We start from the raw sequence: 16899 nt of genomic DNA, 5'->3' as shown, positions 1-16899 counted from the left end.
GTCCGGGATTCCTTATCGGGTCTTCGGGGCGAAAATGCGGGAGATGAGGCGGGCCACGATGTTCAGGATCATCACGATCAGCATCAGCACCAGGGCCGCGGTCCAGGCACGGTCGATGAACGCCTCGCGCGGGATGCCGGGCGTCGCGTACGCGTAGTACGAGAAGACCGGCAGGGTCGACATCGGGCCGGAGAACGGGTTGAGGTTCACACCCAGTGCCGCCCCGACGGTGACCAGCAGCGGAGCCGTCTCACCGATGACCCGGGCGATCGCCAGGGTGACGCCGGTGGCGATGCCGCCCGCGGTGGTCGGGATGACGACCTTGAGGATCGTCCGCCACTTCGGCACGCCCAGCGCGAAGGACGCCTCCCGCAGCTCGTTCGGGACGATCTTGAGCATCTCCTCGGTCGACCGCACCACGATCGGGATCATCAGCACCGTGAGCGCCACCGCCCCGACGAAGCCGAACCGGACGCCCGGACCGAAGAGGAGGGCGAACAGCGCGTACGCGAACAGACCGGCGACGATCGACGGGATGCCCGTCATGACGTCGACGAAGAACGTGATCGCACGCGCGAGCTTCGAGTTGTTGCCGTACTCGACCAGGTAGATGGCCGTGAGCACGCCGACCGGGATCGACATCAGCGCGGCCAGCCCGGTGATGATCAGGGTGCCCTGGACGGCGTGCAGCGCACCGCCGCCCACCCCGACGATGCCGCGCATCGACTGGGTGAAGAACGCCGTGTCGAAGCGGGCCCAGCCCTCGGTCACGACCGTCCACAGGACGGAGACCAGGGGCAGCATCGCCAGAGCGAAGGCCGTCGACACGACGACGGTGACCAGGCGGTCCATCGCACGGCGGCCGCCCTCGACGCTCCGCGAGACGACGTAGGTGACGAGCGCGAAGCTCACGGCGGTGAGGAAGGCCCACAGGCCGACGCCCGAGCCGAGCAGCGCGGTGACGCCGGCCATGACGACGGCGGCGGCCGCGAGCAGCCCCCACGGGGCCCACTTCGGCAGTGTGCTCGTGCGGCGCAGCACCGTCGGTGTGGCCGCGGGTGCCTCCAGGCCGGTTCCGGTCACGGTGACCTCTGCGTCGGTGCGGTTGCGTTCGGTTCCGGTGGACATCTCAGTTCGCTCCGGAGAAGTCGCGGCGGCGCTCGACGATGTAGCGGGCGAGCATGTTGACCAGCAGGGTGATCACGAAGAGCACCAGGCCGGAGGCGATCAGCACGTTCACGTCGATGCCGGAGGCCTCGGGGAACTGCAGGGCGATGTTCGCCGCGATCGTGGACGGGTTCTCGCTGCTGATGAGGTTGAAGGTGACGGCGCCGGAGACCGAGAGGATCGTCGCGACCGCCATCGTCTCGCCCAGCGCGCGGCCGAGACCCAGCATCGCACCGGAGATCACGCCCGAGCGGCCGAACGGCAGCACCGCCAGCCGGATCATCTCCCAGCGGGTCGCGCCCAGTGCGAGCGCCGCCTCCTCGTGGAGCTTCGGCGCCTGCAGGAACACCTCCCGGGCGACGGCCGTGATGATCGGCAGGATCATCACGGCGAGCACCACGCTGACGACCAGCATGGTCCGGCCGGTCACCGACGGCGGGCCCGCGAACAGCGGGATCCAGCCGAGGTAGTCGTTGAGCCACACGCTCAGGGCGACCGACGCGGGGGCGAGGGTGAACGCACCCCAGAAGCCGTAGACGATCGACGGCACCGCGGCGAGCAGGTCGACGACGTAGCTCAGGGTCTGGGCGAGCCGCCGCGGCGCGTAGTGGCTGATGAACAGGGCCACCGCCACGGCCAGCGGGGTCGCGATGACCAACGCGATGACCGCACCGAGGACAGTGCCGAACACCAGCGGTGCGATGTAGCCGAACAGCCCGCCGTGGACCTCCTCGGCCGGCGCGACGAACGCGGGCGCGGCCTCGGTGATCAGGAACGCGGCGACGCCGGCGAGGACGACGAGGATCAGGATCCCGGCGCCCTTCGCGGAGCCGGCGAAGATGCGGTCCCCGAGCTGGCTGACCGGCGTGGTTGCCCGGGTCCCGGGCTTCGATTCCGTGGTGGTCACAGTGATCCCTGAAGGTGCGGACGTGCGCTGGGCAGGGGGTGGCGCCGGGAACCCCGGTCGGCGTTCATGATGAACACCGACCGGGGTCCCTGGCTAGATGACATCCGACTCAGGCTCAGCCCGCGGCCGTGATCTGGTCGATCACCGGGGTGATCTGGCCCCGGAGGGCGTCCGAGATCGGGGCGGAACCCGCGTTCTGCGCCGCGGTCTGCTGGCCCTCGGGGCTGACCACGTAGTTCAGGAACGACTTGGTGACGTCGGCCTGCGCCTGGTCCGGGTACTGCGGGCAGGCCAGCAGGTACGAGACCAGCACGACCGGGTAGGCGCCGCCGGTGGCGGTGCGGTTGAGCTCGTAGGCGAACGAGGTGTCGCCCTGGCCCTCGACCCGCTGCGACTCCTCGAGGATCTTCGCGGCGGCCTCGGCGGTCGGCGCGACGTTCTGCTCGCCCAGCTTCACGTTGGCCTTGCCCAGCTCACCGGCCTGCGAGGCGTCGGCGTAGCCGATCGTCCCGTTGCCGGCCCCGACCGCACCCACGACGCCCGAGGTGCCCTGGGCGGCCTCGCCGCCCTGGACCGGCCAGTTGCCGTCGCCCTCGTCGGTCCACACGTCCGCCGCGGCCTTGTTCAGGAAGTCGGTGAAGTTCTCGGTGGTGCCCGACTCGTCGGAGCGGTGCACCGGGGTGACCGGCGTGGCCGGCAGCTGCGCGCCCGGGTTGTCGGCCGCGATCTTCGGGTCGTTCCAGGTCGTGATCTCGCCCTTGAAGATGCCGGCGATGGTCGCCGGGGCGAGGTTCAGCTCCGGGACGCCGTCGAGCTTGTAGACGACCGCGATCGGCGAGACGTAGTTCGGGATCTCGATGACCGAGCCGCCGCAGCGCTGGCGCGCCTGGTTCAGCTGGTCGTCCTTCAGGTAGGCGTCGGAACCCGCGAACTGGACGCCGCCCTCGACGAACTGGGTGCGGCCGCCGCCCGAGCCGACCGGCTGGTAGTTGACCGTGGCACCGGGGTTGGCCTCGGCGAACCCGGCGTTCCACGCCTGCATGGCCGCCTGCTGCGAGCTGGCGCCCGCGCCGGAGATGCTGCCGGTCACGCCGGAGCCCTCGGCGGCACCGCCGCCACCGCCCTCGTTCGCGGCGCCACAGCCGGCGACGAACAGCGCACAGGTCGTCGCGACACCGACGGCCGCCAGGCGCGCCCGGGGCGCACGCCGCTTGGTCTTCACTGCAGGTTCCTCCGTGATCGGCTCGTGCCGTTCGGGACGGCGGCCGGAGTGACCGCCGGGCGGAACGCTAGAAGCCGACGTTGGACGGGGGGCCCACGGAAGATGAACGTGGAATGAACAGGCCCACCGGGTGGGTGGATCCACATCACACGTTCGATGGATCGTGATCGCAGCGCAGCCGGTTCGTGACCACCTGTCAGCGGGCGTAGTTGACGTTCGCCGCGTGCACGACGAATCCGAGCCGCTGGTAGACGCGCACGGCCGGGCCGTTGTCCGCCTCCACGTAGAGCAGGACCGTGTCCAGCCCGCGATCGTGCAGGTGGTGCAGCCCCGCCAGGGTCAGGACCCGGCCCAGCCCGCGCCCGTGCGCCGCCGGATCGACACCGAGGACGTAGACCTCGCCCATCGCGGGCTCGTCGCCGGTGGCGGGGTGGACCTTCGTCCAGTGGTAGCCCAGCAGGGTGCCGTCGGGGGCCGTGGCCAGCAGGAACCCGTCGGCGTCGAACCAGTCCTCGGCCTGGCGGGCGGCGAGCTCGGCGCCCGTCCACCCGCCCTGCTCGGGGTGCCAGTCGAAGGCGGCGTTGTTGACCCGGAGGAACTCGTCGTCGTCGCAGCCGGGGACGAACGACCGCAGCGTGACCCCGTCCGGGAGGCTCACCTCGGGCAACGGCTCGCCGGCGGTGCGGCGCATCTGCCACAGCACCCGGTCGCGCCGGTAGCCGTGCCGCTCGGCGAGGCCCTTCGCGGCGTCGAGATCGCCGTGCGCCCAGACGTGCGGATCCGCGGTGAGCCCCTCCAGGGCCGTGACCAGAGCGGACCCGACGCCACGGCGACGCTCCGCCGGGTGCACGGCGAGCTCGGCGTACTCCCCGTCGAGCTGGGCGTACCCCGCGACGGCGCGGTCCGCGCCGGGCACCACGACGTGGTGCACCCCGGCGCGTTCCTCCCCCGCCCGGAGGGTGAGGAGGAACTGCTCGGAGAACGAGTCGGCGCCGTCGTGCGCGGCGGCCGTCGCCAGCAGGTCGTGCACCGCCGTGGCGGTGTCGGCGTCGAGTCGGGTCAGCACCTGCGGGTCCACCCGCCGGACCCTAGAACACGACCCGCGGACCGGGCGGGTCCGCGGGTCGTGTCCGTGCACTGTGTCGTCAGCGTGGGGAGAGCGCGCCCGGGGTGGTCCGTCCCGGTCCGGTGGGACGGCCGGCGCCCGGCAGGCGACGGTCGGACGGCTCGGAGTCGGCCTCGGAGTCGGCATCGCTGTCCGGCGGGGCGGTCAGCCCGCCCCGTGACGGCCGGACGAACTTGTAGCCGACGTTGCGCACCGTGCCGATCATCTGCTCGTGCTCGCCGCCGAGCTTGGCGCGCAGCCGCCGCACGTGGACGTCGACGGTGCGGGTGCCACCGAAGAAGTCGTAGCCCCAGACCTCCTGCAGCAGCTGGGCCCGGGTGAACACCCGGCCCGCGTGCTGCGCGAGGTACTTGAGCAGCTCGAACTCCTTGTAGGTGAGCTCCAGCAACCGGCCCTTGAGCCGGGCCGAGTACGTCGCCTCGTCGATCACCAGCTCACCGAGCACCAGCGCCCCGCCCCCCGACGCCGACTCGGCGCCGGGCCGGGCACGGAGCAACCGGAGCCGCGCGTCCACCTCCGCCGGGCCGGTGTCCGGCAACAGGATCTCGTCCACCACCCACTCACCGGAGACGGCCACCAGGCCGCCCTCGTTGAGCACGGCGATGACCGGGACGCCGGTACCCGTACTGCCGAGCAGCCGGCACAGGCTCCGGGCCGCCACCAGGTCGCTGCGCGCGTCGACGAGGACCGCGTCGTGCGGGCCCGCGTCGAGCAGTGCGGCCACCTCGGGCGCCGCGGTCCGCACGTTGTGCGGCAGCAGGGACAGGGCAGGCAGCACGGCGGCCGCATCCGGAGCCGTGGTCAGCAGGAGCAGTTCCATGGACTCCTCCTCTCGCGATACGCGGACGATACCGCCCCGTCATCCGGTGGTCAGCACGATCGCGATCCGGCTCACGCTCCCGATCTGGATCGGTCACGCGAACGATCGGGCCGGAACCCGTCCGTCGGAGCAGGTCCGGGGCCGCCGGACCGGGGTCCCGGCGGGCTCACTACCGTCAGGGAGTTACGTCCGCAGCACCGGGATCTCCGGGAGGACCATCCGTGCAGTCGCCCACCCTCCCGGCGCCCGGCCGGGGCGCCGACCGCGGCACCGGCCCGGGGCCGGACCGGGGCACCGACCGGCGCACCACCGTGCACCGCGTGGTCGCCGCCGCCCTGGCCGTCGTCGCCGTGCTCGTGCTGGCCGATCTCGGCACCGCCGCCGCGGCCGAGTCCGGGATCTCCCGCCAGATGCGCGACCGGCTGGGCCTCCCCGAGGACCCGGCGGTGCAGGTGCAGGGGATCTCGTTCCTCGTGCAGGCCGTGACCGGCCGCTACGACCGGATCGACGTCTCCATGCAGCGGGTGCCGATCGGCCCGCTGCAGACCCCCGAGGTGGAGGTGCAGATGCACGGCGTGCGGGCGCCCCTGTCCGACCTGATCGGCTCGGGGCCGTCCCGGTTTCGTGCGGCGGCCGCCGAGGGGATCGTCCGGATCGGCCCGATGGACGTGCGCCGGCTGGTCGTCGCCGCCGGGGGTCCCGCCGCCGGTGTGGAGCGCCTGACCGCCGAGGAGGTCGAGGCGAACGACATCGACACGGTGATCCGCGAGGGTGCGGACCCCACCCTGCGCGGGCTCGACCCGCGGAACGCGGCTCGGTTCGTGGCCGAGATGCCGGTCGACGGCGAGGACGCGAAGGTCGCGGTGCTGAGCGCGCTCGTCGTCTCGGACGGAAAGCTGCGGATCGTGCCCCGCGACGTCCGCGAGTACGAGACGCACGAACCCGTCCCGGCCGCGGTGCGCGACTCCCTCATGTCGGCGATGGCCGTCGAGGCCGACCCGGGCCGGCTGCCGCTCGGTGTCACGCCGACGTCGGTCTCGGTGCCGGAGTTCAACGTCCTGGAGATCTCCGGGGCCGTCCGGGACCTGGGCGTCGGCTCCGACCGGACGTCGGACTGAGGCACCGGTGAGCGGTACCGGTCTCGTCGTGCTGCTCGTCGTCCTCGTGGTGACGACGGCGGCCGGTCTCGTCCTGCGCGCCCGCTCCGGTGCCGTCCGCCGGTCCGCCCCGGCCGGTCCCACCGGTCCCGGCTGGGAGCTCGCGGGCGTCGACCCGGCGGGACGGCGGGCGCTGCTGCTGCAGCTGTCGTCGCCGGTGTGCACGCCCTGCCGGCAGACCGCCGTGCTGCTCGCCGGGCTCGCCGCCGACGACCCCGGGCTGGCACACGTGGAGATCGACGTGGCCGACCGGGTCGACGTCGCGCGCGCACTGGGCGTCATGCGCACCCCGACCACCGTCGTCTTCGACGGGCGCGGCGCCGAGCTGCTGCGCGTCGCGGGGGTGCCGCGGACCGGCGAGCTCGTCGCCGCGCTCCCGGCGCCGGACGGTCCGGGTCCTGCCGCCCCCGCCCTGTGACCGAACGGCCGCACCGGACGGGTGCACGGATCCCGCCGGTTCGGCTACCCTCGCCACCGTGAACTGGCCGCTGACCCGACGCCGCACGGTCGATCTGTGCCGTCTCGCCGGCTGCCTCTGTCTCGACTCCTGATCCGCGTGCCCTGAAGGCCGACACGTCGCACCGACGACCGGCCGTCGCCCCGGTCCACAGGAGTCACCCCCATGTCCGTCACGGACCCCGGATCCGTGCGCACCGAGCCCCGGCTCGACCCGCGCGGTGTCCGGTTCTCCGCCGCGGTCACCACCGTCGTACTGGCGCTGGTGCTGCTGTCCGGCAGCGGCCTGCTCGTCACCGCGCAGGCCGTCGTCTTCGCCGTCGGCGCGTTCGCCGGCATGCGGTTCGCCCCCTACGGGGTACTGTACCGCTCCCTGCTCGCCCGGCGGCTCGGGCCGACGTCCGAGTGGGAGGACGCCGCCCCGGTCCGCTTCTCGCAGACCGTCGGCCTGGTGTTCACCGCCGTCGCCGCGGCGGGCTACCTGACCGGGCTGACCGCGCTCGGTGTCGTCGCCACGGCGGCGGCCCTCGCGGCGGCCCTCCTCAACGCGGCCTTCGGCTACTGCCTGGGCTGCGAGATGTACGGGCTCCTCGCCCGCCTGCGCCCCGGCCCGGCCGGGGCGCGTTCCTGACCCGTCACCCAGCACACGATTTCGGGAGAGATTCGAACATGAGCCGCGAGGACGTCCTCGTCACCGCCGACTGGGCGGAAGCGAACCTGGAGACCGACGGGGTGGTGTTCCTCGAGGTCGACGAGGACACCACCGCCTACGACGGCGGGCACATCCCCGGTGCGGTCAAGGTCAACTGGACCGACGAGCTGCAGGACCCGGTCCGCCGCGACATCGTCACCAAGGAGCAGTTCGAGCAGCTGCTCTCGGCCAAGGGCGTCGGGCAGGACGACAAGGTCGTGCTCTACGGCGGCAACAACAACTGGTTCGCCGCCTACGCCTACTGGGAGTTCAAGCTCTACGGCCACACGAACGTCGTGCTGCTCGACGGCGGGCGCAAGAAGTGGGAGCTCGACGGCCGGACCCTGACCACCGACGTCAAGGACCGCCCGGCGACCTCCTACACCGCCCAGGACGCCGACACCTCGATCCGCGCCTTCCGCGACGAGGTCGTCGACGCGATCGACACCAAGAACCTGGTCGACGTCCGGTCGCCCGACGAGTTCTCCGGCAAGATCCTGGCCCCGGCCCACCTGCCGCAGGAGCAGTCGCAGCGTCCGGGTCACATCCCGTCGGCGATCAACATCCCGTGGTCGAAGGCGGCCAACGAGGACGGCACCTTCAAGTCGAACGAGGAGCTGGCCTCCCTCTACAAGGAGGCCGGGTTCGACGAGGGCCGCCCGACCATCGCCTACTGCCGCATCGGCGAGCGCTCGAGCCACACCTGGGTGGTGCTGCGCGAGCTGCTGGGGCACACCGACGTCAAGAACTACGACGGCAGCTGGACCGAGTACGGCTCGCTCATCGGCGTGCCGATCGAGCTGGGAGCGAAGTAAGCATGTGTGGAGCCCCTGACCAGTCCCTGACCCTGCCCGCGGGCACGGACCTCGAGAAGGAGACCGTGCTGGCCGGGCGCGTCGTCGCCGGCGGCGAGCCGGTCGGCGGGGCGTTCGTCCGCCTGCTGGACGGCACCGGCGAGTTCACCGCGGAGGTCGTGTCCTCGGCCTCGGGTGACTTCCGGTTCTTCGCCGCCCCCGGCAGCTGGACCGTCCGGGCGCTCTCGCGCTCCGGCAACGGCCAGTCCGCGCTCGTCGCCGACGGGCCGGGCCTGCACCAGGCGGAGATCGCCGTCGCCTGAGTTCCGGCACCCGAACGCCGCCCCGGACCGTGTCCGGGGCGGCGTTCGTCGTTCCGGGGACGGCCGCTAGTAGGCTGGCGCGCCGTGCACTGGTTCTCCACCGGGTTGTTGATCGCCCTGTCCGCGGGAACCGCCGCCTGGGCCGGGTGGCTGCTCCGGCGCCTGTTCGTCGTCGAGCCCGCCGCGGCCGGGGACGGCGAGCGTCCCGCCCCCGACCATCACAGCGAGGAGCCGATCCCGTGACCGATCCCGAATCCGGCACCGACGAGCAGCTGCAGACCACGATCACCGGCCCGGAGAACGCCGCGCCGGACTCGCCGCGGCGCAACCGGCCGCAGTGGGAGGACCTGCCCGTCACCGACGACACCGCGAACCTGCGTCAGGGCCCGGACCTGCACGAGTGGTGCCTGGGTGTGCTGCCGCTGGTCGGCGTCTGGCGCGGCGACGGCGAACTGGTCGACCCGGCGTCCGGCGAGCCGAGGCCGTTCGGCCAGCAGCTCACCTTCGCCCACGACGGGCGCCCCTTCCTGACCTTCGAGTCGCGGACCTGGCTGCTGGGTCAGGACGGCGAGACCGGCGACCTGCTCGAGCGGGAGACCGGCTTCTGGCGCCCGCAGGAGGACGGCTCGCTGGAGGTCGTGCTCGCCGACAGCAGCGGGCTGGTCGCGATCCTCTACGGCCCCAAGGGCGACATGCGTTCCTGGGAGATCGAGTCCGACGCCGTCGCCCGCACGGCCTCGGCCCGGCCCACGGTCGCCTCGAAGCGCCTCTACGGCCTCGTCAACCAGGGCGACCTCGCCTACGTCGACGAGCGCGCGGTCGACGGCGGGCAGCTGACGCCGTACATGTCGGCGGTGCTGCGCCGCGTCGTCGGCTGAGCGGCCCGGTGGCCGACGCCGCGGTCCGTCCCTGCGGGAGCAGGGCGCTGCTGTTCGAGGTGCCCACCGCGGCCGAGGTGGCCGCGATCGTCGCCGCCGTCCGGGCGGCCGGCCTGTCCGAGGTGACAGAGCTGGTCCCGGCGGCGCGCACGGTGCTGGTCGAGGTCGCCCCCGGGGCATCGACCGAGCGGGTGCGCGAGGTCGTCCGCGACGCGGACCCGGCCACCACGCCTCCCCGCACCGGCACGGTGCACACGATCCCGGTCGTCTACGACGGCGCCGACCTCCGGCTGGTCGCCGAGACCGCCGGGATCGACGTCGACGAGGTCGTCGCCCTGCACAGCGGCGCCGAGTACACGGTGGACTTCTGCGGGTTCGCGCCCGGTTTCGGGTACCTCTCCGGGCTGCCGGAACCGCTGCGCCAGCCACGGCTGGAGAGTTCGCGGACCGCGGTCCCGGCCGGGTCGGTCGGGATCGCCGACGTCTACAGCTGCGTCTACCCGCGCCGTTCCCCCGGCGGCTGGCGGCTGATCGGGCGCACCGACACCGTCCTGTTCGACCCGTCGGCCGAGCGGCCCGCACTGTTCACCCCGGGCGGTCGAGTGCGGTTCGAGGCCCGGTGAGCGCGCTGGAGGTGCTGCGGGCCGGCCCGCAGGCGCTCGTCACCGACCGCGGGCGGCCGGGCCACGCCCACCTCGGGGTCCCGCCGTCGGGCGCGCTCGACGGCCCGGCCTACGAGCTCGGGAACCGCCTGGTCGGCAACCCCGGCGGCGAGGCCGGGCTCGAGCTCCTCGGCGGCGGCCTGCGGGTGCGTGCGCGGGGCGCGCGCGTCGTCGCGGTGACCGGGGCTCCGGCCCCGGTGCGGGTCGCCGGGCGGGCCGCCGCCTCGCACACCGCCGTCTACCTGCCGGACGGTGCGGAACTCGAGATCGGCAGGCCGGTCGGGGGCCTGCGGGTGTACCTCGCCGTCGCCGGCGGGGTGGACGTCGAGCCGGCCCTCGGCAGCCGCAGCACCGACCTGCTGTCCGGGCTCGGGCCCGCCCCGGTCGCCGACGGCGACGAGCTGCCCCTGGGCCCGGGGTCCGGCACGGTGCCGGAGACCGGCCCGGTCCCCGTCTCGCTGCCGGTCGCCCCGGTCCGCCTGCGGGTGCGGTTCGGGCCCCGCGCCGACTGGTTCACCGACGCCCACCGCGCACTCCTCGATCCGACGTGGACGGTCACACCGGACGGCAACCGGATCGGGATCCGGCTCGACGGACCGTCGCCGGAACGGCTCCCTGACGCGCGGGACCGGGAGCTGCCCAGCGAGGGCATGGTGACGGGCTCGGTGCAGGTCCCGCCGGACGGCCCGCCGGTGGTGTTCCTCGCCGACCACCCGACGACCGGCGGCTACCCGGTGATCGCGGTCGTGGAACCGGCGGACCTGCCGCTGCTGGCCCAGGCGCCGCCGGGCACCCCGGTCCGGTTCACCGCGACGGCCTGATCAGCCGCGACCGGCGTCCTCACCGTCCAGGATGGTCCGGACGTCGGCGGTGGCCAGACCCGACAACCGTCCGATCTGGACGGGATCGAGACCGCACTCGTGCAGGTGCCGGACGGCTCCGGCCAGCTCCTCGCGGCGCCGGCGCAGGACGTCGCCGAGCTGCTCGATCCGGTCGCGGGAGTCGTCGAGGGTCCGGGTCGCGTCGAGCGCACGGGCGGGGTCGGCGAGCAGCACGCCGAGCAGCCGGTCGCGGGCGTCCACGCCCGCCGCGGGAACGGCCTGGGTCGACGGCACCACCGACAGCGGCAGCTCCTGCTGGTCACCGGTCTCCGGCTCCACGTCGTCGATCTCGGCGCGGAGGATCCGGGCGCGCTGCACGGCGCGGGCGGCGAGGGCCTGCTGGACGGCCCGGGACATCGGCTCCGGGGCGCCCGCTGCTGCGGCGGCCGGGACACCGTCCGGGGCCTCGTCGGCGGCGGCCCGGTCCGCGGTGGCGGCCGCGGAGCCCCGGTCTGCGCAGGGCAGGTCCTCGACGGCCGGGACGGTCCGCTCGGCCGACCACGGGGGCAGCGGGCCGGTGGAGACGTCGTCGGCGACGGTGGGGTCCTCGGTGCGGGGCCTGTCCCGGGCGGTCGGGGCTGCGGTGTCGTCGGCCGCGGCCGCGGCGTCTGTGTCGGTGCCGGCGTCGACGGCGTCTGCGGCGTCTGCGGCGTCTGCGGCGTCTGCGGCGTCGACGATCCGGAGACGGGCGGCCGGACGGGTGGTGGCCGCGGCGGCGCCCGGGGTGTCGCCGGGGTCCTGTGCCGGGTCATCGGGGTCCGGGGCCGCCGCATCGGAGCCCGTAGCCGCCGTACGGGGGTCCGGGGCCGCCGTACCGGGATCCGGGGTCGTCGTCCCGGAGTCCGTTGCCGCTCCGCCGGGATCCGGGGCTGCTGCGGCGAGCCCGGCACCGACCGCACCTGCCGCGACGGCGCCGGTCACCGCCGCCACTCCCCGGCCGGGCGTCGATTCCACCGTGGACGATCCGGCGACGCCGTCGGCCGTGCCTTCGGCGGCCGGACCGGTCGCCTCCTCGTCCCGTACGGCGGGGGCGGCCGATCCGCCGCGCGGGGCCGGGCTCGGTCGCGGCCGGCGCCGGGTGGCCGCCGGGGCTCCGGTGCGGGCGAGGGTCGCCCCGTCCGGACGTTCGTCGGACGGGACGGTGATCGGGCCCGCCCCGTCGGGCGCCGCATGACGCCCCGCTGCACTCGCCGCACCCACCGTCCCGGTCGCGGAGGCGGCCGGGGCCATGCGGATCGGCAGGCCCGGGATCGGTCCGGTGTCGGCACCGCGCTCGGCGACGGCGTCCGCCACCGTCCGGGGCCGCGCGGGACGTGGCGGGTCGGCCGGGCCGCCCGCGGACTCTCCGGTCCAGTCCTCGGCACACGGCGGCGGGGCGCCGACCGTCTCCGGTGGGGCGACGGGCAGCGGTTCGGGCGCGGGCGTCCGGCGGGCGGGCCAGACGCCCCAGAGAACCAGGATCACGAGCACGCCCGCGCCCAGCACCGCCGCGAGAGCGAGGGGCGGGACCGTGAACGAGCCGAGCTGCATGGGCCCGGACCTTAGGCCGGTCGGGGCCCGTACGCGTGGACCCTCAGCCGCTGCGCGTCCCCGACGACGGCTGCGCCGCGCCGGACCGGCCGTTGCCGGAAGCGTTGCCGCCGTTGCCTCCCGAGCCGTTCGGACGCCCGTTCCCGGAGCGGCCGCCGGCGCCGTCGGCGGCGTCGGAACCACCGCTACGCCCGTTCTGACCGTTGCCGCCCTGGCCGGATCCGGTGCGGGAGCCGTCCTGGGTGCCGGTGGCCGGGGCGCGCCCGGCCGTGGGGTTGGCGGTCGTCGGCGGGTCGGCCTCGGGCTGCGACGGCGACGACGAACCCGCCGCGTCGCCCGTCGACGGCGTCGAGGAACCATCCGATGGGGTGTCACCGGAACGACGGACCGCGCCGACCGCGACGGTCCGCTCCGCGGCCCCGTCGGACTTGTCCTGGTGCGGCACCGCGGTCGTCGCGGGCTCGGACCGCCGCGGCTCCGACGCCGGGCGGAACAGGTCCGCGGGCTCCGGCTCGTCGGTGGCCCGTACGGCCGTGGTCCGCTCCGCGTCCGTGGCGCCCTGGTTCCCCTGGGCGGGCTGGGGGCCGGGACGCGGTGCCGGGGACGGCGACGGCCGCGGGCCGGGACGCGGCCCCGGGCGGCTCTGCTGGCCCTGCTGGCCCTGCTGGCCCGTGGCGCCCTGACCCGGCTGGGCCGGACCGCCCTTGCCCTGACCCGGCTGCTGCCCGTGCCCGGGCTGCCCCGGGCCGGACGTGTTCGGCTGCAGTGCCGCGTCCTGCTTGCCCTGCTCGGCCTTCTCCGGCTTCGGCTGGGCGGACGGCTTCGACTCGGCCGCCTGACCGGGAGTCGCGTCCGGCCCCGGCTTCCCGGGGGCGCCTGCCGCGGCGGACGCCGGGCCCTTCTGGTTCGAGCCGGACTGTGCGCCCGAGCCGGACTGCTTGTTCGGGCCACCCTGAGCGGCCTGCTTCGGTCCGCCCTGGGCTGCCTGCTTGTTCGGACCGCCCTGCTGGCCGGCGCCACCCGACTGACCGGCGCCGCTCTGCTGACCGCCGCTCTGCTGACCGGCGCCCTGCTGACCGGCAGCGCTCGGCTGACCGGAGCCGCTCGGCTGACCGGGCCGGGCCTGCTGACCGGACGGACCCGGGCGGGCCTGACCGGCGGGCCTGCCCGGCGCCGGAGCTTCCGGGCGGGCCTGCTGACCGGAGTCGGCACGGGCCGGCTGGGGGCCGGGCTGCGGGCGGGGGCCCGGTCGCGGCGAGGCTCCCTGCTCACCGGCCTGGTTCGCCGCGGCCGGACGGGCACCGTTCACCCCGGCCGACGGCTGGGGACGGGCACCGGGCTGGGGACGGGCCTGCTGGCCGCTGTCACTGCGCCGGGCGCCGTCGCCGTCGTCGGTGCGGGGCCGGTCGTCGCCCCCGGGACGCGAGGGCTGCGGCGCACCGTTGCGGGACGCCTCGTCCGCCGTCTCCGGGGCGGCGGACGCCGCACCGCGGATCTCGTGGCGGGCCTTGTCACCGGCGCCGCTCGCGGCGCCCTCGGCACGGAGCTCGTCGCGCCGGCGGGTCAGCTCACCGACCTCGGCGCGGAGCTTGTCGCCGTGCTCGCGGGCCCGGTCGGCGTCGGCGCGGGCCCGGTCGACCTGCTTGCGGGCCTCGGCGGTGACGCGCTCGGCGTCCGCCTTGGCCTTGTTCCGGATCTCCTCGGCCTCCTCCTCGGCCGTCTGCAGGATCGCCTGCATCCGGTCGGAGAAGTTGTCGACGGCGCCGTGCCGCTCGGCGTCCTGCGGGCCGGCGACCGGCGCGGGGCGTGGCCCCGGACGCGGCGGTGCGCCCTGCGCTCCGGCGGCCGCGAAACCGCCGGGCGGCGACATCGGCATCGGCGGCGGCATCGGCCGGCTCCGCAGTGCGTCGATGTCGGCACGCATCCGGCCCATGACCCGCTGCATCTGGACGACGTGCTCGTCCACCTGCCTACGGTCGTAGCCGCGGAGTACGACGTCGAACCGCGGGGAACCGCCCGGGCGGTCCGCCCCGTCTGTCGTCATCGTCTCTCCTCACAGGTCGTCCGGCATTGCGCGGGATACCCACGAGCGGGCGAACCCGGTCGACCCCCGGTCGACAGGGTAGCTGCGCCTGCGCCGTCGCGGCGAACTCCGCAGCGCCACGCCGCCGTACGGCGGCGTGGCGACCCCCGCGCCGGGGGATCCCGTGCCATGATGCGCGGCTACCGTCGTCGCCGTGCGACCCCCGCCCGCCGGAGCGAATACCATCGGCGTCGTGGACACCTCGCTCAAGGGCACGTTGCACAAGCGCGGACTGCGGATGACCCCCCAGCGCCAGCTGGTGCTCGACGCCGTGCACGACCTGGGGCACGCGACCCCCGAGCAGGTGTGCAGCCGTGTGCAGGAGACGGCACCCGCGGTCAACATCACGACCGTCTACCGGACGCTGGACCTGCTCGAGGAGCTCGGTGTCGTCCGGCACGCCCATCTCGGGCACGGTGCGCCGACCTACTCCGAGCACCAGCACCGGCACGTGCACCTCGTGTGCCACCACTGCGGCCGGGTCGACGAGGCACCGACCGAGCTGCTGTCCGATGTGGCCGAACGCACGCTGGCGGACCTCGGATTCCACCTCGACGCCACGCACGTGGCGCTGTCGGGGACCTGCGTCGACTGCGCGGACCACACGAACCACACCGACGACACGAGCCCCACGGGGGCCGTGGAGGGAGACCGGTGACCACACCCGGACCCGAGCAGGACACCGACACGACCGGCGGGCCGGCGGACCCCGACGCCGCCGTCCCGGCCCACCACGGCGACCCGCCCGCCGAGCAGCGTGCGATGGCGCGCGCGGCCGCCGTCGTCGACCGGAGCCACCGCGAGGTCATCGCGGTGAGCGGCGAGGAACGGCTGTCCTGGCTCCACCTGCTGCTCACCCAGCACGTCAGCGAGCTGCCGCCGGACACCGGCACCGAGGCACTGGTGCTGGACGTGCAGGGCCGGGTGCTGCACCACATGGCCGTCGCGTCCACGGGCGACACCGTCTACCTCGACACCGAGCCCGGCGAGGGCGCGCCGCTGCTCGACTACCTGACGAAGATGGTCTTCTGGTCCAAGGTCGAGCCGCGTGACGTGACCGGCGAGCTCGCCGTCCTCGGCGTCGTCGGGCCGGACGTCCCGGACGTCCTGGAGAAGGCAGGCCTGCCGCTGCCTCCCGCCCCGCACCGCGTCGCCGCGCTGCCCGGCGGCGGTTTCGTCCGGCGTACCCCGTGGCCGGGCAGGGACGCCGTCGACGTCGTCGTGCCCCGCGACGCGACCGGCACCTGGTGGTCCGCGCTGACCGCGGCGGGTGCCCGTGCCGCCGGGACGATCGCCTTCGAGGCGCTGCGGGTGGAGTCGCGCGCGCCGCGGCTGCACCGGGACACCGACGATCGCACCATCCCGCACGAGGTGGGCTGGATCGGGCCCGCGGTGCACCTGACCAAGGGCTGCTACCGGGGCCAGGAGACCGTCGCCCGGGTCGCGAACCTCGGCAGGCCGCCGCGCAGGCAGGTGCTGCTGCTCCTCGACGCCGGTGACGAGGAGCTGCCCCGGACCGGCGATCCGGTCCGCCGCGACGACCGCACGGTCGGCCGGGTGGGCACCGTCGTGCAGCACCACGAGCTGGGCCCGGTGGCGCTCGCGCTCGTGAAGCGTTCGGTTCCCGCCGACGCCGAGCTGACCGCCGGCGTCGACGACCGGGTCTCCCCCGCCACGATCGACCCGGACAGCTACGAGCAGGACCCGGACAATCCGCCCCCGGGCCGCGCCGCCCGCGAGCGGACCGCGGGTGCCGCACGTCGCACGGACGGCTGACACCCGGCCGGCGGTCCCCCGCCCGGTGCGGCAGCCGGGTGAACGACGGCCCACGGGCGACCACACGTGGACACCTGTGGCTGTGACGACGGCGGTGCCGCGTCGCACGTACCGGGGTGAGCAGGGTACGGTTAGAGGCACGACATTGATGAGACGAGAGGGGCCGCCGGGTCGTGTCAGCTGACCGGGCCGCCCCTTCCCTGTTGTAAGGGGGACCAGCCATGGGGCGCGGACGAGCCAAGGCCAAGCAGACGAAGGTGGCCCGCGAGCTCAAGTACGACTCCCCTGCTATGGATCTCGACGCGCTGCAGCGCGAGATCGGTAGCGGGACGGCGGTTACTACCGACAACGGCGACGACGGATACGGCGAGTACGCCGACCTCGCCGCCAAGTACAACGACGAGGACGACGACCCTCGCCGCTGAA

19 protein-coding genes are annotated in these 16899 nt (G+C 74.6%); 12 read left to right on the top strand and 7 right to left on the bottom strand.

Annotation, left to right across the window (positions count from 1 at the left end; translation table 11 throughout):
• Positions 1-12 precede the first annotated feature (12 nt).
• The 5 genes from pstA to Ae150APs1_RS17890 all read right to left on the bottom strand — a co-directional run bounded on the left by pstA (position 13) and on the right by Ae150APs1_RS17890 (position 5242).
• Positions 13-1128 carry a phosphate ABC transporter permease PstA gene (pstA, locus tag Ae150APs1_RS17910; RefSeq protein ID WP_139316963.1) on the bottom strand — a complete coding sequence of 372 codons (1116 nt, stop codon included), beginning with the start codon at positions 1126-1128 and terminating at the stop codon, positions 13-15.
• A gap of 1 nt (position 1129) precedes the next feature.
• Positions 1130-2074 (bottom strand): phosphate ABC transporter permease subunit PstC, encoded by a 945-nt coding sequence (gene pstC, locus Ae150APs1_RS17905; protein WP_010227987.1) that lies wholly within the window; start codon positions 2072-2074, stop codon positions 1130-1132.
• 115 nt (positions 2075-2189) lie between these two features.
• Positions 2190-3296 carry a phosphate ABC transporter substrate-binding protein PstS gene (pstS, locus tag Ae150APs1_RS17900; protein WP_075299121.1) on the bottom strand — a complete coding sequence of 369 codons (1107 nt, stop codon included), beginning with the start codon at positions 3294-3296 and terminating at the stop codon, positions 2190-2192.
• Positions 3297-3492: 196 nt separating this feature from the next.
• Entirely contained in the window at positions 3493-4374 is an 882-nt protein-coding gene (mshD, locus tag Ae150APs1_RS17895) for a mycothiol synthase (RefSeq protein ID WP_075299119.1), read from the bottom strand.
• A gap of 67 nt (positions 4375-4441) precedes the next feature.
• The gene (locus Ae150APs1_RS17890) at positions 4442-5242 is read right to left on the bottom strand and encodes a response regulator transcription factor (protein WP_075299117.1); all 801 of its coding nucleotides are present in this window, start codon (positions 5240-5242) and stop codon (positions 4442-4444) included.
• Positions 5243-5463: 221 nt separating this feature from the next.
• Here Ae150APs1_RS17890 and Ae150APs1_RS17885 point away from each other — a divergent pair, with 221 nt between their 5' ends.
• The 9 genes from Ae150APs1_RS17885 (at position 5464) to Ae150APs1_RS17850 (ending at position 11024) form a co-directional block, all read left to right on the top strand.
• The gene (locus tag Ae150APs1_RS17885) at positions 5464-6360 is read left to right on the top strand and encodes a DUF2993 domain-containing protein (protein WP_075299115.1); all 897 of its coding nucleotides are present in this window, start codon (positions 5464-5466) and stop codon (positions 6358-6360) included.
• A gap of 7 nt (positions 6361-6367) precedes the next feature.
• The gene (locus Ae150APs1_RS17880) at positions 6368-6817 is read left to right on the top strand and encodes a thioredoxin family protein (protein ID WP_075299113.1); all 450 of its coding nucleotides are present in this window, start codon (positions 6368-6370) and stop codon (positions 6815-6817) included.
• Between the two features lie 204 nt (positions 6818-7021).
• Positions 7022-7486 (top strand): DUF4395 domain-containing protein, encoded by a 465-nt coding sequence (locus Ae150APs1_RS17875; RefSeq protein ID WP_075299111.1) that lies wholly within the window; start codon positions 7022-7024, stop codon positions 7484-7486.
• Between the two features lie 38 nt (positions 7487-7524).
• Positions 7525-8361 carry a sulfurtransferase gene (locus Ae150APs1_RS17870; RefSeq protein ID WP_010227973.1) on the top strand — a complete coding sequence of 279 codons (837 nt, stop codon included), beginning with the start codon at positions 7525-7527 and terminating at the stop codon, positions 8359-8361.
• A gap of 2 nt (positions 8362-8363) precedes the next feature.
• Positions 8364-8663, top strand: coding sequence for a DUF1416 domain-containing protein (locus tag Ae150APs1_RS17865; protein ID WP_010227972.1), 300 nt, complete (start codon positions 8364-8366; stop codon positions 8661-8663).
• A gap of 84 nt (positions 8664-8747) precedes the next feature.
• Entirely contained in the window at positions 8748-8906 is a 159-nt protein-coding gene (locus Ae150APs1_RS32120) for a hypothetical protein (RefSeq protein ID WP_170918101.1), read from the top strand.
• Positions 8903-9541, top strand: coding sequence for an FABP family protein (locus Ae150APs1_RS17860; RefSeq protein ID WP_083680203.1), 639 nt, complete (start codon positions 8903-8905; stop codon positions 9539-9541). Before Ae150APs1_RS32120 ends, Ae150APs1_RS17860 begins: the two co-directional genes overlap by 4 nt.
• 8 nt (positions 9542-9549) lie before the next feature.
• Positions 9550-10164, top strand: coding sequence for an allophanate hydrolase subunit 1 (locus Ae150APs1_RS17855; RefSeq protein ID WP_075299109.1), 615 nt, complete (start codon positions 9550-9552; stop codon positions 10162-10164).
• Complete coding sequence (locus tag Ae150APs1_RS17850) at positions 10161-11024, top strand: biotin-dependent carboxyltransferase family protein (RefSeq protein WP_075299107.1); 864 nt, start codon at positions 10161-10163, stop codon at positions 11022-11024. Before Ae150APs1_RS17855 ends, Ae150APs1_RS17850 begins: the two co-directional genes overlap by 4 nt.
• On the opposite strand, the gene Ae150APs1_RS31315 is transcribed toward Ae150APs1_RS17850, so the two are convergent.
• The gene (locus tag Ae150APs1_RS31315; RefSeq protein ID WP_075299105.1) at positions 11025-12614 is read right to left on the bottom strand and encodes a hypothetical protein; all 1590 of its coding nucleotides are present in this window, start codon (positions 12612-12614) and stop codon (positions 11025-11027) included. It lies immediately after the preceding gene.
• A 43-nt stretch (positions 12615-12657) separates the two neighbouring features.
• Positions 12658-14658: a V-type ATP synthase subunit E gene (locus Ae150APs1_RS17840; protein ID WP_075299103.1), complete on the bottom strand. Its 2001-nt coding sequence runs from the start codon at positions 14656-14658 to the stop codon at positions 12658-12660.
• A gap of 232 nt (positions 14659-14890) precedes the next feature.
• Here Ae150APs1_RS17840 and Ae150APs1_RS17835 point away from each other — a divergent pair, with 232 nt between their 5' ends.
• The 3 genes from Ae150APs1_RS17835 to Ae150APs1_RS17825 all read left to right on the top strand — a co-directional run bounded on the left by Ae150APs1_RS17835 (position 14891) and on the right by Ae150APs1_RS17825 (position 16898).
• The gene (locus Ae150APs1_RS17835; protein ID WP_010240233.1) at positions 14891-15355 is read left to right on the top strand and encodes a Fur family transcriptional regulator; all 465 of its coding nucleotides are present in this window, start codon (positions 14891-14893) and stop codon (positions 15353-15355) included.
• Positions 15352-16473 (top strand): glycine cleavage T C-terminal barrel domain-containing protein, encoded by a 1122-nt coding sequence (locus Ae150APs1_RS17830; protein WP_075299101.1) that lies wholly within the window; start codon positions 15352-15354, stop codon positions 16471-16473. Before Ae150APs1_RS17835 ends, Ae150APs1_RS17830 begins: the two co-directional genes overlap by 4 nt.
• Positions 16474-16694: 221 nt before the next feature.
• Complete coding sequence (locus tag Ae150APs1_RS17825; RefSeq protein WP_010240231.1) at positions 16695-16898, top strand: DUF3073 domain-containing protein; 204 nt, start codon at positions 16695-16697, stop codon at positions 16896-16898.
• Position 16899 lies beyond the last annotated feature (1 nt).

It is taken from the genome of Pseudonocardia sp. Ae150A_Ps1, assembly GCF_001932315.1.
In the GTDB taxonomy this organism is placed as follows: Bacteria; Actinomycetota; Actinomycetes; order Mycobacteriales; family Pseudonocardiaceae; genus Pseudonocardia.
The sequence above is the reverse complement of the archived record's forward strand: the minus strand, read 5'-3'. Positions and strand labels throughout refer to the sequence as shown.